This is a genomic window from Chlorobium sp. (assembly GCF_021740465.1).
GTDB lineage: Bacteria > Bacteroidota > Chlorobiia > Chlorobiales > Chlorobiaceae > Chlorobium.
Map to the genome: position 1 here is coordinate 19,926 of NZ_JAIOZR010000002.1, position 23,277 is coordinate 43,202.

Annotated in this window: 22 protein-coding genes; 6 read left to right on the plus strand and 16 right to left on the minus strand. The window is 54.3% G+C overall.

What is annotated here, in order from left to right; translation table 11 throughout:
• From ftsA to mraZ, 13 genes are read right to left on the minus strand one after another with little or no spacing between them, the layout of a single operon-like run.
• A complete protein-coding gene (gene ftsA, locus K9G39_RS01170; protein ID WP_292003094.1) occupies positions 1-1,320 on the minus strand; it encodes a cell division protein FtsA in 1,320 nt (439 codons plus the stop codon).
• Positions 1,321-1,342: 22 nt separating this feature from the next.
• Positions 1,343-2,197, minus strand: a complete 855-nt coding sequence (locus tag K9G39_RS01175) for an FtsQ-type POTRA domain-containing protein (RefSeq protein ID WP_292003095.1) — start codon at positions 2,195-2,197, stop codon at positions 1,343-1,345.
• Positions 2,198-2,230: 33 nt separating this feature from the next.
• Positions 2,231-3,619, minus strand: a complete 1,389-nt coding sequence (gene murC, locus K9G39_RS01180; protein WP_292003211.1) for a UDP-N-acetylmuramate--L-alanine ligase — start codon at positions 3,617-3,619, stop codon at positions 2,231-2,233.
• Positions 3,620-3,630: 11 nt separating this feature from the next.
• Positions 3,631-4,725 carry an undecaprenyldiphospho-muramoylpentapeptide beta-N-acetylglucosaminyltransferase gene (gene murG / locus K9G39_RS01185; RefSeq protein ID WP_292003096.1) on the minus strand — a complete coding sequence of 365 codons (1,095 nt, stop codon included), beginning with the start codon at positions 4,723-4,725 and terminating at the stop codon, positions 3,631-3,633.
• On the minus strand, positions 4,722-5,915 hold the full coding sequence (locus K9G39_RS01190; protein ID WP_292003097.1) for a putative peptidoglycan glycosyltransferase FtsW: 1,194 nt from the start codon (positions 5,913-5,915) through the stop codon (positions 4,722-4,724). Before K9G39_RS01190 ends, murG begins: the two co-directional genes overlap by 4 nt.
• An 8-nt stretch (positions 5,916-5,923) precedes the next feature.
• Positions 5,924-7,318 carry a UDP-N-acetylmuramoyl-L-alanine--D-glutamate ligase gene (murD, locus tag K9G39_RS01195; protein ID WP_292003098.1) on the minus strand — a complete coding sequence of 465 codons (1,395 nt, stop codon included), beginning with the start codon at positions 7,316-7,318 and terminating at the stop codon, positions 5,924-5,926.
• A 12-nt stretch (positions 7,319-7,330) separates the two neighbouring features.
• On the minus strand, positions 7,331-8,437 hold the full coding sequence (mraY, locus tag K9G39_RS01200) for a phospho-N-acetylmuramoyl-pentapeptide-transferase (protein ID WP_292003099.1): 1,107 nt from the start codon (positions 8,435-8,437) through the stop codon (positions 7,331-7,333).
• A gap of 11 nt (positions 8,438-8,448) precedes the next feature.
• Positions 8,449-9,879, minus strand: coding sequence for a UDP-N-acetylmuramoyl-tripeptide--D-alanyl-D-alanine ligase (gene murF / locus K9G39_RS01205; protein ID WP_292003100.1), 1,431 nt, complete (start codon positions 9,877-9,879; stop codon positions 8,449-8,451).
• On the minus strand, positions 9,876-11,438 hold the full coding sequence (locus tag K9G39_RS01210; RefSeq protein ID WP_292003101.1) for a UDP-N-acetylmuramoyl-L-alanyl-D-glutamate--2,6-diaminopimelate ligase: 1,563 nt from the start codon (positions 11,436-11,438) through the stop codon (positions 9,876-9,878). The genes murF and K9G39_RS01210 overlap by 4 nt, the downstream gene beginning before the upstream one ends.
• Positions 11,435-13,456 carry a penicillin-binding protein gene (locus K9G39_RS01215; RefSeq protein WP_292003102.1) on the minus strand — a complete coding sequence of 674 codons (2,022 nt, stop codon included), beginning with the start codon at positions 13,454-13,456 and terminating at the stop codon, positions 11,435-11,437. Before K9G39_RS01215 ends, K9G39_RS01210 begins: the two co-directional genes overlap by 4 nt.
• A 32-nt stretch (positions 13,457-13,488) precedes the next feature.
• Positions 13,489-13,998, minus strand: a complete 510-nt coding sequence (locus K9G39_RS01220; protein ID WP_292003103.1) for a hypothetical protein — start codon at positions 13,996-13,998, stop codon at positions 13,489-13,491.
• A complete protein-coding gene (rsmH, locus tag K9G39_RS01225) occupies positions 13,985-14,959 on the minus strand; it encodes a 16S rRNA (cytosine(1402)-N(4))-methyltransferase RsmH (RefSeq protein WP_292003104.1) in 975 nt (324 codons plus the stop codon). The genes K9G39_RS01220 and rsmH overlap by 14 nt, the downstream gene beginning before the upstream one ends.
• 8 nt (positions 14,960-14,967) lie before the next feature.
• On the minus strand, positions 14,968-15,465 hold the full coding sequence (gene mraZ / locus K9G39_RS01230; RefSeq protein ID WP_292003105.1) for a division/cell wall cluster transcriptional repressor MraZ: 498 nt from the start codon (positions 15,463-15,465) through the stop codon (positions 14,968-14,970).
• Between the two features lie 243 nt (positions 15,466-15,708).
• Between mraZ and K9G39_RS01235 the strand changes: the two genes are divergently transcribed.
• The 6 genes from K9G39_RS01235 to K9G39_RS01260 all read left to right on the plus strand — a co-directional run bounded on the left by K9G39_RS01235 (position 15,709) and on the right by K9G39_RS01260 (position 20,319).
• Positions 15,709-16,200: an NYN domain-containing protein gene (locus K9G39_RS01235; protein WP_292003106.1), complete on the plus strand. Its 492-nt coding sequence runs from the start codon at positions 15,709-15,711 to the stop codon at positions 16,198-16,200.
• 86 nt (positions 16,201-16,286) lie between these two features.
• The gene (locus tag K9G39_RS01240) at positions 16,287-16,610 is read left to right on the plus strand and encodes a chorismate mutase (protein ID WP_292003107.1); all 324 of its coding nucleotides are present in this window, start codon (positions 16,287-16,289) and stop codon (positions 16,608-16,610) included.
• 17 nt (positions 16,611-16,627) lie between these two features.
• Positions 16,628-17,635, plus strand: a complete 1,008-nt coding sequence (gene mltG / locus K9G39_RS01245; protein WP_292003108.1) for an endolytic transglycosylase MltG — start codon at positions 16,628-16,630, stop codon at positions 17,633-17,635.
• Positions 17,636-17,736: 101 nt separating this feature from the next.
• Positions 17,737-18,930, plus strand: coding sequence for a phosphoglycerate kinase (locus K9G39_RS01250; RefSeq protein ID WP_292003109.1), 1,194 nt, complete (start codon positions 17,737-17,739; stop codon positions 18,928-18,930).
• A gap of 85 nt (positions 18,931-19,015) precedes the next feature.
• Entirely contained in the window at positions 19,016-19,864 is an 849-nt protein-coding gene (locus tag K9G39_RS01255) for a rhomboid family intramembrane serine protease (protein WP_292003110.1), read from the plus strand.
• Positions 19,861-20,319 (plus strand): DUF1232 domain-containing protein, encoded by a 459-nt coding sequence (locus tag K9G39_RS01260; protein WP_363319349.1) that lies wholly within the window; start codon positions 19,861-19,863, stop codon positions 20,317-20,319. The genes K9G39_RS01255 and K9G39_RS01260 overlap by 4 nt, the downstream gene beginning before the upstream one ends.
• Here K9G39_RS01260 and rlmD read toward each other — a convergent pair.
• Genes rlmD through K9G39_RS01275 form a run of 3 tightly spaced genes read right to left on the minus strand, consistent with a single transcriptional unit; the run spans position 20,310 to position 23,275 of the window.
• The gene (rlmD, locus tag K9G39_RS01265) at positions 20,310-21,749 is read right to left on the minus strand and encodes a 23S rRNA (uracil(1939)-C(5))-methyltransferase RlmD (protein ID WP_292003111.1); all 1,440 of its coding nucleotides are present in this window, start codon (positions 21,747-21,749) and stop codon (positions 20,310-20,312) included. The two genes, K9G39_RS01260 and rlmD, sit on opposite strands and share 10 nt — an antisense overlap.
• Positions 21,750-21,761: 12 nt before the next feature.
• Positions 21,762-22,676 carry an ROK family protein gene (locus tag K9G39_RS01270; RefSeq protein WP_292003213.1) on the minus strand — a complete coding sequence of 305 codons (915 nt, stop codon included), beginning with the start codon at positions 22,674-22,676 and terminating at the stop codon, positions 21,762-21,764.
• Positions 22,673-23,275, minus strand: coding sequence for a phosphatase PAP2 family protein (locus K9G39_RS01275; RefSeq protein WP_292003112.1), 603 nt, complete (start codon positions 23,273-23,275; stop codon positions 22,673-22,675). Before K9G39_RS01275 ends, K9G39_RS01270 begins: the two co-directional genes overlap by 4 nt.
• Positions 23,276-23,277: the final 2 nt, after the last annotated feature.

A 23,277-nucleotide genomic window follows, 5' to 3' on the forward strand; every position in this document is an offset into this window, starting at 1 on the left:
TTACAGTTGTTCCCAGAATTTTTTCAGCCGGTCGACTATTTTATTGCCTTCAGGAGAAGTAACCACCTTGCTTTTTTCAGCGGATTTTTCCCTGTCACGCGACACCTCCCCCTCAAGGGCGACAGCCGGCTCCATGACTATCGGAGTGGCCTGCCGCTCCTCAAACATACTGTTCTGAAGGGAGTGCGCGACAAGCCCCATAACGGTCGCATACATGGGATTGTTGACCGATCCCTTGATGCCGCCGGAAACCCCTTCAGGATAACCGATGCGGACATCAAGACCGAGAACGTCCCGCGCAAGCTCCTCGGTGCCGGGCATCAGCGCTCCGCCTCCGGTAATGATGGCTCCCGCATTGAGATACTCGTAATATCCCGATCGCTTGATAGAATCCCGAACCAGCTCGAAGATCTCCATCATCCGTGCTTCGATAATCATGGTCAGGGAGCTTTTCGGAAACGATTTCTGCGGACGGCCTTCAATGCCGGGAATCAGAATGGTCTCATCCTCTCCGAGCATTTTACTGCAGGCATAGCCATGCCTGATTTTCAGCTCTTCGGCAACTTCATGCAGCGCCTTGACTCCGTGTGCTACATCATGGGTGACGTCATTGGCGGCAACCTTGATCACCTCCGAATAGCGTATGGCTCCATCGATGTAAATCGCCACCTCCGTGGTGCCACCTCCGATATCGATAACGACCACCCCGCTCTTCTTCTCGCTCTCCTTCATGACGGCAATGCCGGAAGCGACCGGTTCGAAGGTGAGTGCGCTTGCCTCAAGACCGGCTTTTTCGATACACTGCTTGATATTCTTGATTTTGGTTCGAAGGCCGACCACGATATAGGCGCTGCCGGTCATGGTTGTCCCTGCCATGCCTATCGGATCGAGCACACCGTCCTGATCGTCGACAATGAACTCCTGGGGAATGACATGGATGATCTCCTGGTCGATGTCCAGGTACTTGATGTTGGTTTTGGCTTTGTCAAGGAAACGCCGGACATCGGACTCGTTGACAATGCCCGTCTGGTTCACGCTGATTTCGGACTTGCTGTAAATACAGTTCACATGAGCACCCGAAATGCCTACATTGACCCCTTTTATGCGGATCGATGACTCCCGTTCGGCATCTGCCACTGCAGTTTTGATTGCCTCGACGGTTTTATTGATATTGACGACCGTGGCTCTCTGCAGGCCATCGGAGTTTGAACGGCCCTTACCGAGTACGTTGAGTTTTCCGATCTCATCCTTTTCGGCAACGACAACACAAACCTTGGTTGTACCGATATCGAGCCCTACAGCTATATTCCTTGTGAGCATTGTCAATTAACTTGCATGATTATCACAGGGTAGCTTTCTGCTGAACTTCCGGAGATACAGAATCCCTGGTAAATATTCTGCCCCTGAACCTCAGATCAACAGTATCAAAATTATCCAGCCCTTTTTTCGAAACAACCTTTTGCCAGAATATCTCGAATTTTTTCAACTTTTCCTTAAAGTTACCATCACTGCCGACGATAAACCTGGTCGGAGAACCGGCGACTCTGCAAAAGGTCATGCGCCGGTTTTCCAGATGTATTTCACGTATGAGCAACCCGGCATAATCCGACTTGCGCAGGGCCTCCGTCAACTCCATGACCAGAGCGCTGTCCCCCGGAGAAAGTTTCTTCAACCCGGTACCGGCGTTCCTGGTACTGTATATGCCGAAAACCTTTATCATACCGGGAAACCCGGCCCCTGCTGCCGGCGTTTCAGGCAGAAGAACCCCCTCCCGGTCTATGATCATCCGCGTATTTCTGAAAACGGTTCTGGCAAGCGGCTCCCTCTCGGCTACCCTGACCCGGATAATGCCGTTCAGTTCGCGACTGACCGAAACATCCCGGACATAGGCAATGCGCAGCAGCCGGCTGCGGATCGCATCGGCATCGACCTTCTGAAGATTTCTGCCGACGAACCCGTTGAGTACCAGAGAGAGCTCCCTTGCAGGGACGATCTGTGCTCCTTCGATAACAACCTCACGAACGACGATCTCCTTTTTCCAGTGCGCCGCGTAGTAAGCCAGACCGGCCAGACCGGCAAAAACCGCAAGCAGTACAACCAGAACGGCTTTCCAGTTCCCGCCTCCTTCAACGGGGTTCCGCCCTGCGTCGGGCCCGCTGCTGTCGGAAGAATTTGGGGTATGTTCCAACTCAGACATCGGCATAGTTGTTGTTTCTGTAACCCGTCGCCGTCAGCCTCGAAGCTCCCCGGCAAGAGCGGTCGCCATGTGCGTAATATCACCTGCACCCATGAAAAGCAGCATGCCGCCGTCACGGCAGCTCTCCCGAAGAGCATCGAAGAGCTCATTTCGAGATGCAATGAACTCCGCATGCTTTCCTCCGGCTTTACGTACCGCTTCGGCAACAAGCTCACCGCTGATACCGGGAAAATCCTCCGCCTTTTCACGCGATGGATAGATATCGGCGATGAAAATGGTATCCGCATGGGAGAGTGCCCATCCGTACTCGCCGGAGAACTCCTGCGTTCTTGAAAACAGATGGGGCTGAAAAACCGCGATGATTCGTGAATCCGGCCATCCGCTCCTTGCCGCCCTGACCGCAGCTTTCACTTCCGAAGGATGATGAGCATAATCATCAACAATCATCAGGCCCTTTCCGTTGTCATACTTTATCTGGAACCGCCTTCTCATGCCGCTGTACCTGCCCAGACCGACAATGAGTTTTTCCGGCAGGATACCAAGCTCAAGACCGGTCGAGAATGCCGCAAGCGCATTGAGCACGTTGTGCCGGCCGGGCACCTGCAGTTCGATACCCTCGTAACGACTGCCGAAGGCGTTGACGGCAAAGACCGAACGGTGCCTGTCCAGGACGATATCCGTTGCCATGACGTCGGAAGGCTCCTCGATGCCGAAGGTGAAATAGCGGCGATTGAGTCGGGGAATGATCCTCCTGATTTCCGGCCAGTCTGCACAGCAGATGACGCGGCCGTAAAACGGCACCTTGTCGGCAAAGGCCACAAAGGCGTTTTTCAGCTCATCGAGTGACCCGTAAGTATCCATGTGCTCCGACTCGAGGCTGTTGACAACGGCGATGGTCGGCGTGAGCTTCAGAAACGCCCTGTCATACTCATCCGCCTCGATAACCATGAACTTGCCGTCCCCGACAACCGTACTGCCCTTCAGATAGTCGGAAACGCCGCCTATCATGACGGTGGGAGACTCTCCCGACTCGATGAGCATGGTTGCAATCATCGCGGTCGTCGTAGTTTTGCCGTGTGTACCGGAAACACATATACCGTACTTGTAGCGCATCAGCTCCCCAAGCATCTCATCCCGCTTGATAACCGGAATACCGGCTTTTTCGGCGGCGGCTATTTCCACATTCTCCCCCTTTCTTACGGCTGAAGAGTAAACCACTACATCGCAGTGTGATACATGCCCGGCACTGTGGCCCCGATAGACAACCGCACCGTGTTCGGAAAGCTTGTCGGTCACCTCTCCGGTCTGAAGATCCGAGCCGCTAACGCTGAAACCGGACTTCAGAAGCAGCTCCGCTATGGCGCTCATGCCAGCTCCGCCGATTCCGACAATGTGCACTTTTTTCGTGTTCCCGAGCTCCATGACCATAGGGCTTACTTGTTTGCAAGTTGAATGATACGCCGTGCAAGCTGAAGGGCTGCATCGGGGTGGGCAAGACTGCCGCAGGAGACCGCCATTGATGAAAGACGCCCGGGGTCATGCAGAAGATCGAGCACGATCTGCCGGGCCTCCGGCGTTTCGAGATGGCTGTCGTCGATCAGCATTGCAGCTCCGGTGCCGACAAGCGCTTTCGCATTGTAGCGCTGATGGTCGCCTGTCGCATAGGGATAGGGAACAAGCACCGATGGTTTGGCTGCATTGGAAAGTTCCGCTATGGTGGAGGCTCCAGAACGGCAGAGCACGAGATCCGCCGCCGAATAGGCGTAGCCCATATGCTCGATATAGGGCCCTATCCACAATCTCCCGGAAGGCTTCACCTGAGCGCTGATCCGCTCATAATCGAGCGCACCGGTCTGCCAGACAAGATTTGCTTCCGAGGTGATCCCTGCCAGCCATTTCAGTACTGCATTGTTGATGGAGCGGGCTCCCCGGCTACCGCCGAAAACCAGCAGGGTCGGCAGCGGCTCCTGCAGGCCGAAACGGTGCCGTGCAGACTCCCTTCCGGAAACGGGAAACGATCGGGCCGGATTGCCCGACACAAAAACCCCTTTGCGACGCCGGATATACTGCCGAGCCTCACTGAAGGACAGATGCACTTCACCTGCAAGCAGAGAGAGCAGTTTTGTGCTTACACCTGGAAAAGCATTCTGTTCCTGGATAAGTGTTCTGCAACCCATAAGCTCAGCGGCAAGCAGAACGGGAGCGCTCACGAACCCCCCCGTGCCGACAACGACGTCCGGCTTCTCCCTGCTGATAAGCGACATGGCATTGAGAAGGGCTCCGGCAAAGTCTGCAAGCACCCTTACGTTGCCAATGATCGCCTGCAATGAGCCCCCCCTTTTCAACCCGCTGACCGGCAGAAGATGCAGCCGGTAGCCGAGCCGGGGAATCTCGGAAGCCTCGATGCCGTTTTTCGTGCCTGCAAACGATACGCCTGCATCGGGCACCAGTTTCAGCAGCTCTCCGGCCATTGCAACCCCGGGATAGAGATGGCCGCCCGTGCCTCCTCCTGCAAACAGGACTTTCACGGTTTTTCTCCTTTAGTGATCTCTGGAATGTCCTCTTGCTCCAGGATCCGCTTCCTGTATCTCGATATGCTGATCAGAATGCCAACTCCAAGTGAATTGAAAACCAGGGCGGTACCTCCATAGCTTATGAATGGAAGCGCAACTCCTGTAGTGGGAAGGAGATGCGTAGCAACCGCAATGTTGATGAACGCGAACAGAACAATCGCAATGGTAATGCCGCTGGCAACGAATTTTCCGAAATTATCAGGCGCATGCTTGGCGATGATGAGACCACACACAAAAAAAACCGTGAACAGCAGAAGCACCACCAAGGCTCCCAGAAACCCGTACTCCTCGCCGATCACCACAAAGACGAAATCGTTGTATGATAGCGGCAGGTAGAGTTCCCTCTGCTTGCTCGCTCCGATTCCAAGGCCGAACAGGCCGCCATTGCCCAACCCTATAAGCGCCTGGAGCACCTGATAGCTCATATGCTTTTCATCTCCGCTGAAAAACGAAACCAGCCTTGCTACCCGGTAGGGGGCCAGCAGCGCGAAAACCGAGGCGATCGGAATCAGGAGAGCCCCGGTAGCAAGCAGGTAACGGATCCGTACCCCGCCGATAAACATCATGATAAAACCGATAATCGCTATGAGCGAAGCCGTGCTGAAATTCGGTTCGAGTGCGATAAGGGCGACAACGGTCATAAGAATGATCACGAGTGGCAGATAGGTGTTGTGCAGATCCTTGATATAGGCCTGCTTCTCGCTGATGAGTCTCGAAAAATGAAAAATCAGGGCATATTTGGCTAAATCCGAAACCTGGAACTTCAATGGCCCGTAGCCTATCCAGCGCGCTGCGCCGGAATAGACCCCCACAACCTTCAGTACAAGAAGAAGTGAGAGCAGGGTGATGCTGGCGAAAAGAAAAATTTTGCTGACCTTGTAAAAAATATGGTAATCGAGCCCGGCAAAAAAAACGATGGTCGCAACACCGATGAACGAAAAGAAAAGCTGCCTCCAGAGAAAGTATTCGGAACTCGAATATTTGTTCTCGGCCCAGCCGGCGCCACTGCTGTATACGACCACAATACCGATACAGATCAGAAGGGCGACAACCAGAAGCATCAGTTTGCCGGCAATTATCTCCCCCAAGGGCAAATCATCGCCTGCCGCACTATTGCCTGGCAGTGCCAGGCTTCCCGTTTGCATATCCATATTCATGATTCCAGTGCACAGGTATAGTGCTTGAAGAGTCTCCCCCGTTCCTCGAAATTCTCGAACATATCGAAACTCGCGCAACCGGGCGAAAACAGCACCGTCTCGCCCGCACCAGCCCTTTTCCTTGCAAGATCGACCGCCTGTTCGAGACTTTCTGCCTGAACAGTCGGGGTTATCCCGCCAAATGCCTGCCCGATTTTCTCTCTCGACTCCCCTATGGCGATTACCGCCGCAACCTTCCGGTGTACCACCGGGACAAGAACCGAGTAATCGTTTCCCTTGTCCCGGCCGCCGGCTATCAGTACAATTCTGCCGGGAACGGCGTTGAGCGCCTGGAGCAGTGCATTGATATTGGTGGCTTTCGAATCGTTGATCCAGTCCACTCCGTCCAGAGAACGCACGAATTCCTGCCGGTGCTCGACACCGCTGAACCCCGAAAGGGCACTGCGGAGGGCATCCCTGCTGATGCCTAGCGCATCGGATGCCGCGACTGCTGCAAGAACATTGCAGATATTATGTCGGCCTCGAAAACTGCTTTTCAGGAACTCGCTCCCGGCAATGACCGGACAGGCAGTTCCGCTGTTCCATCGGGAAATCACTCCATCTTCAAAGAAGAAGGCTTCAGCAGCTCCGCTTCGGATGACCTCCTCCCCGACACCGAACGGCACGATCCGGAAAGGAAAACCGCTCCTTCCTGCCTGGAAATGCTTCCTTAGCAGGGGATCGTCATAGTTGTATACCAGCGTATCCGTCGCGCCCTGCGAGGCATATATACGGTATTTGGCTGCGGCATAGGCCCCCATGTCGCCATTGTAGCGGTCAAGATGATCAGGAGTGATATTGGTGATGATGGAAACATCAGGCCTGAAGCTCTCGCACCCTTCAAGCTGGTAACTGCTCAGCTCGACAACAGCAAGATCGTGCGGTGCCATGTCGGCCGCAAGCGAGGAAAAAGGAACGCCGATATTTCCCGCGCTGAAAGCCCTGTATCCCTTTACCGCGCCATCGGCTTCGGCTATGCGGTGCATAAGGGTCGCGGTTGTGGTCTTGCCGTCCGTCCCGGTGATCCCGACGACTCTTGCCCTGCAGAACCAGCTCGCTACCTCGATTTCACTGAAAAGAGGAATTCCCTGGCTGAGAACCTGCCGGACAACCTCTGCAGTACGGGGAATTCCAGGACTTACAACACAGAAATCGGCATCCGAGACGCGTCCTGAATGCCCCTCCTCTTCCCAGGCAATCCCCCGGGCGGCAAGCCGTTCCGCCTGCGCAGAGGAAAGCTGTCCAAGCTCGCTCACAAACACTGTCGCCCCGCCAGCGGCAAGCAGGTCCGCCACAGCAAGGCCGCTGCGTTTGGCGCCGATTACCGATACTTTTTTGCCTTTTACATCCATGCGACAGCGTGATTACCTGAGTTTCAAGGTCATAAGACTGGCCAGAAAAAACAATATGGTGACAATCCAGAACCTGATGACGATTTTCTGTTCAGGCCACCCCTTCAACTGAAAATGATGGTGGAGGGGGGCCATAAGAAAGATCCTCCGACCCTGGCCGAAGCGCATCTTCGTATACTTGAACCAGAGCACCTGCAGGGAAACTGAAAGCGTTTCAAGAAAAAAGATTCCTGCCAGCACCGGGAGCAGAAGCTCCTGCTTTATCAAAAGCGAAATGACGGCGATAGCGCTCCCGAGAGCCAGCGAACCGGTATCGCCCATGATCACTTCCGCAGGGTTGGAATTGAACCAGAGAAAACCCACACAGGCCATCACGATAGCCATACTGACCACGGCAATTTCACCACCTCCGGGAATAAAGGGAATCTTGAGATACGATGCATAGACAGTATTTCCGGCAAGGTAGGCAAACCCTCCGAGAGCAAAAACCACAATGGCCGAACTTCCGGAGGCAAGTCCGTCAAGACCGTCGGTAAGGTTCACGGCATTGGATACCGCCGTAATGATAAAAATAACAACCGGAATATAGAAGATTCCGTAATCGATGGTAAGGTTCTTGAAAAACGGCACTGTCGTGGTGGAAAGCAGCACGGAAAAAGCAGGATCAAACCATGTGTAGAGGCCGATAAACAATCCAAGTGCAATCTGGCCAATCAGCTTGTACCTTGGCGGAAGCCCACCCTTTACCTTCATGATTACTTTCATGTAATCATCAAGAAAGCCTATCAGCCCCATCCAGAATACCGCAAGCATGATAAGCCAGACATGGGGATCGTCGAACCGGGCCCAGAGAAAAACGGAAACCTCGATAGCAAAAATAATCATGATCCCGCCCATGGTGGGCAGTTCCTTTTTCTTCCGGTGTTCCGGCGGAGCCTCCTCCTTTACCGGCTCGATAATCCGCCCCTTGAGATAACGGATGAATCCCGGCCCGGCGATGAGGCAGATCAACAGGGCCGTAACAGCTGCAGCACTGGCCCTGAAGGTAATAAACTCGATAACACCGAGACCCGGAGGGTCGAACACATCGTTGAGGTATTTCAGCAGATAATACAGCATTATTGGTACCGCTACAGTTTTGTTGATTGAGATGCCCGGTCACGACAGAGGGCGTCGGCAACCTCTTCAAGCCTCATACCGCGCGAACCCTTGAAAAGCACAGCATCCCCGGAAGCCACGACTCCGGCAAGCGCCCTGTAGAGCTCGTCGCGGTTCTCGAAATGACCGCACAGACGCGAACGGTTTTCACCTCCGAACAATCTCGAAAGATTTCCGAAGGTGAAAAGCATATCGATCGCGCTTTGCTGAATATACCTGCCAGTCTTTTCATGTTCAAGCTCCGCTGATGCTCCGAGTTCCAGCATATCGCCGAGAACAGCTATTTTTCTTCCGGTGCACTGCAGTTCTCCAAGCAGATCGAGAGCAAGACGCACTGAATCCGGATTGGCGTTATAGGTATCATTGACGATCATGACCCCGCCAGCCTCCTGAAACTCCATCCGCTTCCAACCTGAAGCCGGCTGCAGTTTTTCAAGCCCCTCCTTTATGCTGCCAAGAGAAAGCCCGAAATATCTGCCGACAGCGGCTGCGGCCAGCGCATTGATGACATTATGCCTTCCGGTCAGCTTCAGGGCGATATTCTCGAAATCAGTACCCGAAAAAAGCCTGAACGAGGCACGCCCGAATGCGTCGAGCGTGACGTCACGGACATGAGGAATGCTTTCCCCTGACTCCTTCAGACCATACAGGACGGCTCGGGTAAGACCGGCGGCGGAACGCTTCAGCCAGGGATCGTCGGTATTGATAAAACAGGTGCCTCCGTGCAGGTCGAGGTAGTCGTAGAGCTTTGTCTCGGCAGCGGCAACGCCTGCAAGGTCGTTGAGAAACTCCAGATGTTCATGACCGATATTGGTCAGGAGACCATGGGTCGGCATGGCGATGGATGCCAGAAGCTCCATCTCCCCCGGATGGTTGATACCCATCTCTACAACGGCCATCTCGGTATCGCACTGCATCTGCAGGAGTGTAAGGGGAACGCCGAGGTGGTTGTTCAGGTTGCCGCGGCTCATATGCACCCTGAATCCGGTGCCGAGAACCGATCCGATCAGTTCCTTGGTGGTGGTTTTTCCATTGCTTCCCCCCACGGCAAAAAGCGGAATCGGAAATGTCCTGCGGTAAGCTGCCGCCATTTGCTGCAGCCCCGAAGTCGTATCGGAGACAACAAGATACCTGCGCTCGGCCGTACCTGAACCGGACGGACGCGAAGCGAGCCACTCCTCCGAAACAACCGCCCATGAAGCCCCCCGGGCAAACACTTCGTCTACATAACGATGACCATCGGTACGCTCGCCCCGGAGAGCAACAAAAATCTCCCCTCCCTTCACCTGGCGGGAGTCGATGACAACCCGAGGCTCAATAATCCGGTTCGGCTGGTTTTGCGTGCCTTCGGTAACGACCCTGCCGATCCGGCGCAGATCGTCGATACCTATAACTCCTTTCATAGCTGCTCCTTATGGGTTTTCATGGGAGCGTTGTCCCGAAGGCTCTCACCAAGAACTTCCTGATCGGAAAAAAAATGCTTCGTGCCTGCAATCTCCTGGTAGGTTTCATGACCTTTGCCGGCGACGAGCAGCACATCCCCCGGATGGAGCAGGGCTGCTGCCGATCTGATGGCTTCATCCCTTCCGGCTATTCGCCTGTAGCTTTTCCCCCGCATCCCGCTTTCTATCTCATCGAGAATGAGCTCGGGATCTTCATCTCTGGGGTTATCTGAAGTAAGAAAGACAAAGTCGGCATTTTCAGACGCGATTCGACCCATCTCGGGCCGCTTAAGCCGGTCGCGGTTCCCCCCGCACCCGAACACCACGACAAGACGGGCATCCCGGGCCATGATCTCCCTTAGGGCGGAAATCGCCTTTTCAAGCGCATCGGGAGTATGTGCGTAATCCACAAATGCACAGCGCATGCCGAAAGGGTCTTCGATACGCTCCATCCGTCCCGAAACCCTGAACGGCCTCTGGAGTGCAAGGGCAACCGCATCGGGCGCCAATCCCACAGCAGAACCCACGGCGGCGGCTTCGAGCAGGTTCATGACGTTGTAGCTGCCGGGAAGTTCCGTCCGCACAGTTATGACCGTATCGGGAAAACTGAGCTCCACTTCGGAGGAAGCGACAGTGCCTGCCTTCACCAAAGCCGAAAACCTTCCGGCACAGGAGAAGGAGCTCTCCTCTTCCGGATGCAGGGTACAGCAGAAGCGCATGCTCTCCGGAACACCCGACGCCATCATTGCGGCGTATGGATCGTCACGGTTCAGTACCGCAAAACCTTCCGGATCGAGCTGATCGAAGAGGAGTTTTTTTGCAGAGGCATACTCTTCCATGGTATGATGAAAATCCAGATGTTCACTGCTCAGATTGGTGAACACAGCTCCCCTGAACCTGAGAGTGTGCACCCTCTGGAGCACAAGAGCATGAGACGAAACCTCCATGACCGCGACACGGCAGCCATCCCCGACCATCAAGCGAAAAAGCGCCTGCAACTCATGGGCTTCGGGAGTGGTGCGTTCGAGCGGTATATCTCGCGTTCCTATCCTGCAGAGTCCGGTACCGATATAGCCTGCAGGAGTGCCGCAGGAGTTGAGCAGTTCCACAATCAGCCGTGCCGTAGTGGTTTTGCCGTTGGTTCCGGTCACACCGATAAGCATAAGGTGGTCTGAGGCATGCGCGTAAAATGCACGAGCTGCTTCTGCAAGCGCTCTTCGCGAATCGGTCACCCTGATAAAAAGCACCTCCTCAGGGATGTGGTCAGGAATCGTTTCGCAGATAACGGCGATAGCCCCGTTCCGCACTGCCGTATCGATATAACGGTGGCCATCGGAAGTGAACCCCCGGACAGCGACAAAGAGTGATCCTGGAACGACATCCCGTGAATCCGAGGTAATTGAAACGGCCGAGACATCCCCGTCCTGATCTCCTGCAAGCTCCCGAAAATCAATTTCACGGAGAATCCCGCTCAGAAAAACCGGTTCCTGCGGTTTCGAAAAGTGCGCTCCGTACTTCATAACAACGAGCGCTTCCGTGTAGTGGACGAGAGTTTCACCCTGATGATCCTTGATTTTTCAACTTTCGAGCCGGTTGCGACATTCTGTGCTTTCACCACTCCGTCAAAAACACCATTCGAGTCCATTTTCAGCCCGAGCCATTTCAGGAGGCGCTCGGCATCACGCGGCTTCATCCCTTTAAGTTCCGGAACCACCACCGTTGTCGTGGAGTCGAGCACACCCTGCTCGGGAGATCGGAACGCAAGGTTTTTCTGCAGCTCTTCTGAACAGGCAAGAATTCTTGACGAGATTCTGGAAAAAACAGGCGCAGCTACGGTTGCCGCATAATAGGCCGTACGGGGCTCTTCGACAAGCACAATAAGCGCATATCGGGGAGACTCTGCCGGAAAATACCCGACAAAAGATGATACATAGACCGGATTGGCATAGGACCCTCCCGATGCGCGTCTTGCCGTTCCGGTCTTGCCGGCAACACTCATACCGGGAATTGCTGCACTCCTGGCGGTTCCGCTGTCAACAACCGCCTTGAAATACTCTGTGCCCAGATACCTTGCCGTTTCGGAAGAAACCACTTTTCTCACCTCCTCGGGCCGGTTCTCCTTGAGCGTTCGCCCTTCGGCATCGACAACCCGGCGAATGATACATGGCTTCATAAGCACGCCGTCATTGGCAACGGCCGCGTAGGCCTGCAGAATCTGCAACGGGGTCACCATAACCTGGTAACCGTAGCCCATCCAAGGAAGCGTGGTCCGATCCCAGTTTTTCAGCGCCCTGACCCTTCCGGACGACTCACCGAGCAAACCTACACCGGTCTTCGAACCGAAGCCAAAACTCTTCGTATAGGAATAAAATTTCTCACGGCCGGTTTCCATGGCCGTTTTTGCCGCCACAACGTTGCTTGAATGCATGATGGCTTCACGGAAAGAGATATTACCGTACGGCTCATGGTCCCTGATTCTGAGCCCGAAAAGCGGCAGCACTCCGTTGTTGGCGAAAACCCTGTCCCCGGCCTTCCTGTTGAGAACTTCGGTCGCCGTTGCGGCCATTACGATCTTGAATGTCGATCCAGGTTCGAAACTGTCCGTAACGGCACGGTTGCGTGAGCGCGCCGGCGACCAGGTAACCCTGCGGTTGAGATCGAATGTCGGGTTGTTAGCCATGGCAAGAATCTCTCCTGTCCGCACATCCATGACGATTCCCGTCGCGGCATTCGCCTGAAAAGTTCCAACCGCTGCCGAAAGCTCGTCCTCGACGATGCTCTGGATATCGGCGTCCAGCGTCAGCTGGACCGTATGGCCTTTTCTGGGATCCTGCTGCAGGACGTCCGGCGCAGGATAACGCTTTCCTGTAGCCGAGCGCTGAAACACTCTCGAACCGTCACGACCTTTCAGATCGCGCTCGAACTGCAGTTCAAGACCGCTGATTCCGTTATTTTTGCTGTCGGTTACTCCGATAACCTGAGCGGCAACGTTGAGATAGTAGCGCTGCTGCTCGCGATCGAACCACACCCCGGGAATTTTTTTCTGCATGAGCGGCAGAGCCTGTACGGCCGGAATCTTGCGGCCAAGCACGGCAAGCCGTTTTCCCCTCCCGAGTTTTTTGAGATACTCCCGGCGACTCTTTCCAAGATGACGGGAAAAGAGTGACGCTATTTCGTACGAATTATCGAAGGTCTTCTGTTTTCGTGTTTTGCTATCGTTGACCGGCTTGCCCTTTTCATCAAAAAGTGGCGTATTCCTGACAATTTCCGGATCGGCATAAAAAGAGATCGTTTCGACCGTTTCGGCGAGCATCCTCCCGTGGCGGTCAAGAATGACCCCCCGCTGCGCCTTTTCCGTCACAAGCCGGACATACTGCTTTTCCGCCTTTTCCTTGTATTTCCGGACATTGACTATCTGGATATTCAGCAGCATGGCAATAATGCATGCAAAAAATACAAGGAAAAACAGCACCACCAGTCCGAGACGCTTTCCGAAATCGGAATCCGAAGGCTTTTCCGGAATATCACATCCACTCATCGCTCTGCATTGGTCATTGCTTGATCAGTAGGTTACGGAACAATTTCAATCGCAGGCACGCTCGATGCCTGGAGACCCAGACGCTCGGCGAGCAGGGCAATATTATGGATCCCCTGCAGTTCGTTCACCTTGAGTTCCTGGGAGGTAATAACGCTCGAACTCATTGCTATGCGCTCCCTGAGGGTTTCATTTGCAAGGGCAAGTTTTTTAATCGCAATAGTGTTGTAAGTCTGAAAAAGAAGAATCCCTGTAACCGGCAGAAGGTACAAAAAAGTCCTTAAACGCAGGAGATCCGAAAACCTGAATTCAAAGGCCCTGGCAAACAGATCGCGGAAATTTTCTCCCCCCCGCCCCGGAGAAACCGGCTCACTCTCCGAAAACGGGCCGTCCCCGCTCTCCGCAAACAGGTTTTTCTTCGCGCCAGTGCCATCCAGGCCACTCTCCGCTTCTCCGGCAGAGCCTGTATTTATGGCGCCGAACGGCTCCCGCTCGGGAACACTCATGCGGTTTTCACTCTGCAGGCTCACATCACTCTCCTTCATCAAGTTTTTCAAGAACACGAAGCCTGGCGCTTCTCGCTCTCGGGTTCAATGACACTTCCCGCTCTCCAGCAGAAACAGCCTTTCGGGTTACCACCCTGTACCCTGCCTTTACGAGAGGCTCTCTGAGTCCCACCCCTTTGGGGCCCCAGTCGCTGCGGGATTTATCCGCGAAAAAAGCCTTGACCATCCGGTCTTCAAGCGAATGATAACTGATCACTGCAAGCCGACCCTCGGGGCATAAAAGGGAAACAGCCTCATTCAGTGCCAGCCTGAGCACCTCGAGCTCATGGTTCACCTCGATTCTCAAGGCCTGAAAAACACGGGAAAGGGTTTTAATGGCCCGATCCGGACGGCGCTCACCCTTCCTGATGATACCCGCCAGCTCTTCAGTCCGGGAAAGCGGTCCGTGCTTCTCCCGATAATCGAGAATATCACGCGCAATGCTTCTGCTTCGGGGCTCCTCCCCATAACGAAAAAACAGCGAGGCAAGCTCTCTCTGGCTCATGGCATTGACAACATCGGCAGCACTTGTCGAGGAACCGGAATCCATACGCATATCGAGAGGGCCGTGGTGGCTATAGCTGAAACCTCTTTCGGGTGTATCGATCTGGGCAGATGAAACGCCCAGATCGAGCAGAATGCCCACCGCCGACGCTTCAATGCTCCTTTGGCCGCAGACCCTGCCGACAATTTCCGCTATCTGGCTGAAGTTGCCTTTCACCTCCACGACCCCCTCCCCGAAAGGGTTAAGCTTTTCTCTTGCAGCCGTAAGCGCACATTCATCCTGGTCAATACCGATAAGCAGCGAGCTGGCGCCATAACCCTTCCGCTGCAGCTCCTTGAGAATGGCAAGCGAATGACCGCCGCCCCCCAGGGTACCGTCAACATAAAGCCCCGGCATCCTCACCAGAAGCTCTTGAATTTCGGCGACAAGCACCGGCTCATGATAACCCCTCGTCATCACCGCGCTTAAAAAAATCTGCCGGCAAGCGAGGAAAATCTTCCCGCATGTTCACGAAGCAGCGCATCGAGTCGGCCGGGCTCCCATATAACCATTTTTGAATCAGCTCCTATAATAACAACATCCTTTGTGATGCCTGCATGGTCGAGAAACTCCCGCGAAAGGGAGATCCGTCCCTGACGGTCAAGTGAAACAACATCGAGGCTTTCGTAGATCAGGGTCTTCAGAAGCCGCTCGTCAGGATTGAAATCTGAAAGTCCGGCAAGCGCATGCTTCATCTTCTGCCACACATCCGGCTCGTACAGCTCAAGAGAACCGTCTGGCGCTTTCATGAGATATAGGTATATTCCGGCAGTTCCGGATGCCGGATTTACCGGAGAAAAAACCGGCACACCGCCTGAAATGACCGCGTTTCCGGAAAAAAGATCTCTGCGGAACCTGGCCGGAATCATCAGCCGTCCCTTCTCATCAAGGGCATGCAGTTCCTTGCCGATAAATCCAGCCATGATAGGGGTATCTACTGAACAGGTTATGCAGATTCAGGTGCCCGGAACCGGTACCGATCTTCCCGGAACCCTCTGAAATAGTGAAGAACGCGCAGAGCGGGGAAAAAGCTCCCACTTTTTACCATTTTTCACCACATAAAAATGTATGAAAAAGGTTACACTAAAAAAATATTTATCTCTTTTACACTGCACGGCAAATCCTCTGCCCGTAAAGGGTTCTGAGCATCACCGTACCTCGGTTTCATGAATATCCCCGAAATAGTAATCGACGGCTATAACCTGCTGCACAAACTGTTCCCTTCGCCCGGAAAAACGAGCCTTGAAAATCTTCGAGGCAGGATGGAATCGTTGCTGCTGGAGTATCAGCGAAACCGGAAATGCCACATGAGCATTGTCTATGACGGCGGCGGATTGCGCGAATCGGCTGCCGGCGGCTCTCTGTGCGTCATCTATACCGCCTCGTCAAAAAGCGCTGACGAGTGGATCATTGATTACGTAAAATCATTGAACACAAAAAGAAAAATGGTTACTATTGTAAGTTCAGACCATGAAGTATGCCTTTACGGAAAAGCCTATGGCGCTAAAATCCTCTCATCTGAGGAGTTTGCCGTCTTGCTTGAAAACAGAAGGAAACCCGGAACGGGTGTCCGTCCTGTAACTGACCGGAAGTACGGCACAGGGTTTCTCGAATCCAGCGAGGTGGCGGCATGGAAGCGCCTGTTCGAAGGCGACTGACCCTGAATCCGGCACCGGCATCTGCGTCATATGACAGATGTCGGGATAACGCTTTCATACTACCATACAAACCGTACCCTATCATAATGTCCGAACGTACTCTCAACAACACCGGCAATTGGCGGGAACTCGAAGAATGGAGAAAAAAAATTGACGGCATAGACCGCCAGCTTGCCTCACTCCTGTGCGAAAGACTGCACTGCGCCAGAAACATAAGCATTCTTAAAGCAAGAATCGGAGAAGAGGTGCTGCAGCCAGAGCGCGAAAAAGAGGTGCTCAGCAACGTAATCAGCCAGGCGGACTCGCTTCAGAAAGTCAATGCCATGGAAAGAATCTACCGATGCATCCTCGAAGAGTCCAGGCTGTTTCAGCATGAACAGAACAGCTCCACTCAGGAAGCTGGACACTGAACCCGGCTGATGAACTCATGGCACCAATCTATTCCTGTCTCCGTAAAATCCTGTCTGCCCTCATGATCCTTGCTGCGGCAGCGTTGGGCGGCATACTTTTCATTCCGGGGCTCAATACCGCGGAAAAAAGTACCGGCCTGACGGTACACAAGGGAATGGGTTTCATGGAGATCGTCGGTGAAATGAAGCGCAGCGGCACCGTGAAAAACCGCTGGCAGACCATCCTCGCAGGGAGAATTATCCCCGGATTTCACAATATCAGGCCTGGACGCTACACCGTACCGCCGGGCATGTCGAATTTCAGTCTGCTCTACTATCTGCGTATCCATCCCCAGGATGAAGTGCAGATCACCATTCCCGAAGGCCTTGAACAAAGGGAAATCGCCCGCCTCTTCTCATCGAAACTCGACATGGATTCATCCTCCTTCATGGCTGCCGTAAAAGCGCGCACCTTTCTCGACAGGAATGGCATAAAAGGCAGCAACGCCGAAGGATACCTTTTTCCCGGAACCTATCATTTCGCATGGGCGGACACCCCTGAAAAGGCAGCGGAATTTCTCGTCAGACAATTCAGATCGTTCTATAACGACAGTCTGAAAGCCGTTGCGGCTTCCAGAGGACTCGGCGAAACCTCCCTGTTGACTCTGGCCTCGATCGTCGAGGCCGAAACGCCTCTCGACAGCGAAAAACCCCTGGTTGCCAGCGTTTATCTGAACCGACTGAAAAAAAACATGCGACTCCAGGCAGACCCGACCGTACAATATGCGCTCGGAGAAGAGGCCCGGCTGCTCTACTACAAGGATCTTTCGGTAGATTCCCCCTATAACACCTACCGCCACGCAGGCCTGCCCCCGGGACCGATCTGCAATCCCGGCTCCGCGTCCATTCTGGCAGTACTCAACCCTGCCGATACCCCTTATCTCTACTTCGTGGCAACGGGCAGGGGTGGACATTATTTTGCCGAAACACTTGACGGACACACGGAAAATATCCGGAAATACCATGCCGTGCGCAACAGCAGATAGGCGCCGAAGGGTGTGTTCGTGCGATCCTGTTGCACGGAAAGAAATAAATTATATTGTATTCTGAGAGCATAGTGTTTTTCATAACCAACCTTTCAAAAACAATGCAGAAAAAGACCTTGTCCGACATAGCGATCCAGGGTAAACGGGTGTTGATGCGTGTCGACTTCAATGTTCCCCTCGACGAAGACAAAAACATTACCGACGACAAGAGAATTGTTGAAGCACTTCCCTCGATCAGAAAGGTCCTCGACAATGGCGGACGCCTTATCCTCATGTCGCACCTTGGACGGCCGAAAGGAAAACCAAATCCGGATTTCTCTCTTGCCCCTGCAGCGGCAAGACTTTCCCGCCTGCTTGAATGTCCTGTAGCGATGGCCGGAGACTGCATCGGCACAGAAGTCATGCAGGAGGTGCTCGCCCTGCAGGATGGTGAAGTGATCATGCTCGAAAACCTGCGCTTCCACCCTGAAGAGGAGGCGAACGATCCCGATTTCGCCCGCGAGCTGGCATCTCTTGGAGAAATTTACGTGAACGACGCCTTCGGAACAGCACACCGCGCCCATGCGTCAACCGAAGGCATCACCCGGTATGTCCAGACAGCCGTAGCGGGATTCCTTATAGAAAAAGAGCTGAAATATCTCGGCAAAGCCCTTCAGGAGCCCGAACGGCCTTTTGTGGCTATTCTGGGAGGATCGAAAATATCCGGCAAAATCGATGTTCTGGAAAATCTCTTCAACAAGGTCGATACCGTCCTTATCGGCGGCGCCATGATCTTCACCTTTTTCAAGGCACAGGGGCTCGACACCGGAAACTCGCTGGTCGAAGACAACAAGCTTGAACTGGCCCTCAGCCTGATCAATCAGGCCAAAGAGAAAAACATCAAGCTGCTGCTTCCCCTGGATGTCATCGTGGCTCCGGAGATTTCCGCCGATGCCGACAGCCATCCGGTATCGGTCGATGCCATTCCAGAGGGAATGATCGGTGTGGATATCGGCCCGGAAACAAGAGCGGCTTTCAGCCGTGAAATTCTCGGAGCACGCACGGTGCTCTGGAACGGCCCGATGGGGGTATTCGAGATCGACCGGTTCGCCGAAGGAACCTTCGCCATTGCCGAGGCCATGTCGCAGGCCACCGCCTCCGGAGCGACCACGATCATTGGAGGCGGTGATTCCGCGGCCGCAGTTTCAAAAGCCGGGCTTTCGGATCTTATGACCCATATCTCCACCGGAGGAGGGGCAAGTCTGGAGTTTCTTGAAGGAAAGGAGCTTCCCGGAATCGCCGCGCTGAACGATTAGCCTCCGGTACCCATTACATCACGATAACATATGCCAGTATCTGACTGAACGAAAGAGAACCGGACCGGAAGTAGAATCGAATGCCATGAGCTATCAAAATCAGCCTTACAGCCCCGGGGGATTCCAGGTTATGCCCCCGGCCATTAAAACCATCATTCTTGCCAATGTCGCGGTTTTTCTGCTGCAGGTGCTGCTGCAGAACTCCCCCCTTGGGGGCCTGATCACCGCCGCGGGAGCGCTCTGGCCCGTCGCTTCGGCAAATCAGGACGGGCTCTCGTTCCAGATCTGGCAGCCGGTCACCTACATGTTTCTGCACGGAAGCTTCGGGCATCTTTTTTTCAACATGTTCGCGCTCTGGATTTTCGGTGCCGAACTTGAAAATTACTGGGGCACCAGACAGTTCAACCTCTACTACTTCGTCTGCGGCATCGGAGCCGCATTTATCAACCTGCTGACAACCGTCGGAGACCCCTATCCCACCGTGGGTGCATCGGGTGCGATCTACGGGGTGCTCCTGGCATTCGGCATGATGTTCCCCGACCGTTACATCTTTCTGTATTTTCTCTTTCCCATCAAGGCGAAATATTTTGTGGCCGGGTACGCCTTCATCGAGTTTCTTTCGGGGCTGGGCAGCCGAACGATGGGAAGCGGCAGCAACATCGCTCACTTCGCCCATCTCGGAGGCATGCTGGTCGGCTTTGTGTATATCACCATCAGAAGGCAGGGCTGGTCGTTGCCGCAATGGCCGAAACGCCCGAAGGATTCCCGTAAACAGTCAGGCGGACAGGCAACCCTGCACCATATAGGCAAGAGCGGGGAGGGCCGTACACAGGAGGAGGAGATCGACGCCATTCTCGACAAGATCTCCAGTCAGGGCTATGAATCACTGACGGGTGAAGAAAAAAGGAAGCTGCTGAAAGCGGGAGGAAAATGAGCATGAAAGAGGGCAACCGACTGTTCGCTTCGGCCAAAAAGAAAGCCGGAACGCTGCTGAAAGACCCGGACAGAACAAAAAAGCTGCTCGACGCGGCCTTCAGCCGCACTTACTCGGCCAAAAACGCCTCACCGATCTTTTCGCTCGGCGAGAAAATACAGGCGGCTGTCCGCATGATCCGCAGCTATATGCAGAAAGAGTATGTTGACATCCCCTGGCAGACCATTGTAGCCCTGACTGCAGGCCTGATCTACTTCGTTTCTCCCTTTGACGCCCTTGCCGACTTCATACCTCTCCTGGGTTTTGCCGATGATGCCGCCGTACTTGCCACCGTTCTGGCCTCGATCAACCAGGATCTCGAGCGGTTCCTCGCATGGGAGCGCTCTAAACGGGACGATGCCGAAACCGCCCCCTATGAAATCATCGATACTGCCGACAGCTCCGCTCAGAAATGAGCGATTCTCTTGAAACATGCGACACTTTCAATATGCACGGTATGCGGGAACATATCGACCGGCTGCACTGAAACCAGCCGGTATCCGTTACGGACGATCTCCTTGCCGTCCCTGGCAAGATTAGACGGATTACAGCTCACATAGACGATCGTACGGGCTCCGAGCTTCAGCATGGTTTCAAGCGCTTTCGGGTGCATGCCTGCTCTTGGAGGATCGGTTACGATCACTCCGGGTGAGTCGTAGTTTTCGAGTTTCTGCAGCATTGCGTGAAAATCCTTGAGATCAGCCTGGAAAAACACGGCGTTGTCGATGCCGTTGAGCGATGCGTTGAGAGCGGCATCCCTGAGCGAGCTTTCGACAACCTCGATCCCTATCGCCTGCCGGCAGTGCCTGGCAAGATAGAGCGTAATGGTGCCGGTACCGCAGTAGAGATCGTACACGGTATCCTCCGGGGCAATTCCCGATACCTTGAGAATCTCGCTGTACAGCACCGCTGCCTGCGAGGAGTTGGTCTGAAAAAACGAATTCGCCGAAACCCTGAAATCCAGCTCCCCGAGCCGCTCACACAGAGAACCCTCACCCGAAACCATGAACTCCTGCTCTCCTACGGCAACGGTGTTCTTTTTCGAGGTGACATTGTTCACAATGGTCATATCCTGCCCGGGAAGGGCCCCTTCAAGGAAATCCGCATAACGCCGCATCAGCTCCCGGTCATGCCATGAGGTGACCAGATTGACCATCAGCCTGCCGTTATGCTCGCTGGATCGCAGCACAAGATTCCTCAGAAAGCCGCTATGCGCCTTGACTGCATAAGGAGTCATCCCCTGCTCGAGAGCAAAGACCCGGGTCAGGTGAAGCACCTTGTTCATCGGCTCGTTGGCAAGATAGCAGTAATCAATATCGAGCACTTTTTCGAAATTTCCTGGTGCATGAAATCCCAGGGCAAAATCTCTGGAACGTTCGAGTCGATCCTGCGAAAGCTCTTCAGGCATGAGATAGCGGATGCTCGAACAGGAAAACTCCACCTTGTTCCGGTAATGGAAGGATGACCGGGCCGGGAGTACCGGCAGGACAGGGAGATCAGCGAAACCTCCGATATGCACAAGGTCGTCGGTGACTTTCTTCTTCTTGTAACGCAACTGGGCCTCATAGGATATATGCATGAGTTTGCATCCCCCGCAAACCCCGAAATAGGGGCATGGAGGCTCAACCCGGTCAAGAGACTGCGCGGTAACCTCCAGGGCCTGCGCATCGATGTAGCGCTGCTTCATCTTTCTGACAAGCGCCCTGACCCGGTCTCCGGGTGCCAGCATACCGGTAATCATGACGCTGAGACCGCTGTCAAGACGCCCGAAACACTGATCCCTGTCGGCAAAATCGGTAACCGTCAGTTCTATGATATCGCCTTTTTTCAAGGAAGAGATCTCCATACGTTTCAATAATTAATGCTTCACGGTCAGCATCGCTGCACCGAATACCCCCGCACTGTCGCCCAGCTGCGGTTTTAATAATGGGATCATGAGACGGCTGCTGAAAAGATGCCGCTCGATCAGCGTAACGGTCTCCCGGGAATAGAGCCTTCCGATGGCGCCCACTCCTCCTCCGATAATGCAGCAGTCCGGATCGAGAATATTGAGTACCCCCGACAAAGCCCTGGAAAACTGGGCGGTCAGGCGACAGAGAGTCGCCTCGGCCGCCTCATCGCGATCGGCCATTCCGGCAATCTCCCGTAACGGCCTCGATCTGCCGGTAAGTGAACAATAGTAGCGTTCGAGAGCCGGACCTGAAATAACCGTTTCGACGCACCCCCTCTTTCCGCAGTAGCAGGGCTCGCCGTCCGGCAGAAGCTCGTTATGCCCCCATTCGCCTGCAATACCGTGCGCACCGTGCAGCACCCGGCCACCGCACACGATGCCTCCGCCAACACCGGTGCCTATAATCATGCCGAAAGCCGTACCGCCCCTTTCTCCGACGATCTCGCGGCCGGCACCGAGCAACGATTCGGCAAGTACAAAACAGTTGGCGTCGTTCTCGATCACCACGTCACACTGCAGCAGGTTCTCAAGATCGCGCTTCAGATCACGTCCGTTAAGGCAGAGCGTATTGGAGTTCCTGATAAGGCCCGGAACCGTTTCATACCTGCCGGGCGTACCTATGCCGATCACCCTGGGAACCGGAACCCCGGACTCCCTGGTCACCATCGAAACCAGGTGGGCTATCCTTCCGGCAATGTGCTCGTAGCCCCCATCCGCTTCTGTTGGAATGCGTCTCCTCACCAGCGGGCTCATCATGCTGTCGGTCAGAACGGCTTCCATCTTGGTACCGCCGAGATCGATGCCAAGGTAACGCTCCGTCATGGCTCCGCAGACCTCCGACCGGAGAGAAAACGGTGCTGAAGCACATTCTTGAACAGCCATGAAAGTGTCAGATAGACCAGCGCCGCACTCATGCATCCGATCATCATGCCGGCAAGCACATCACCCGGATAATGCACGCCTACGTAAATTCTCGAATAGCCGACAAGAAAAGCATAGATGAGCATCACAGCGGTAAAAAGCCGTTCGACAGGTTCTCCCCGGCGGAAAAAAATCCAGACCATGGAAGCAACTGCTGCGGAGTTGGCAGCATGTGACGACGCGAACGAATAGGAATGCGACTGGTCGATCAGGAGTCGGCAGCCCTCAAGGACAAAACAGGGGCGGATGCGCTGAACAAGCGGCTTGAGGATCCCGGATGCGGTGTAGTCGGCAAGACCGACGGCAAGCAGAATGAAAACGAAAACTCCGAAGGCATCGCGCTGTTTTCTGATGACTATAAACAACGCAGCCAGGAGAAAAATGTGCGCAGAGAGACGAAAGGTGGTAAGAAACACCATGAGATCGTCAAGAGCCGGATGCACCATGGTCTGGTTTATCCAGTGGAAAATCCCGGCATCAATCTCTCCGGCCAGCTCCATAG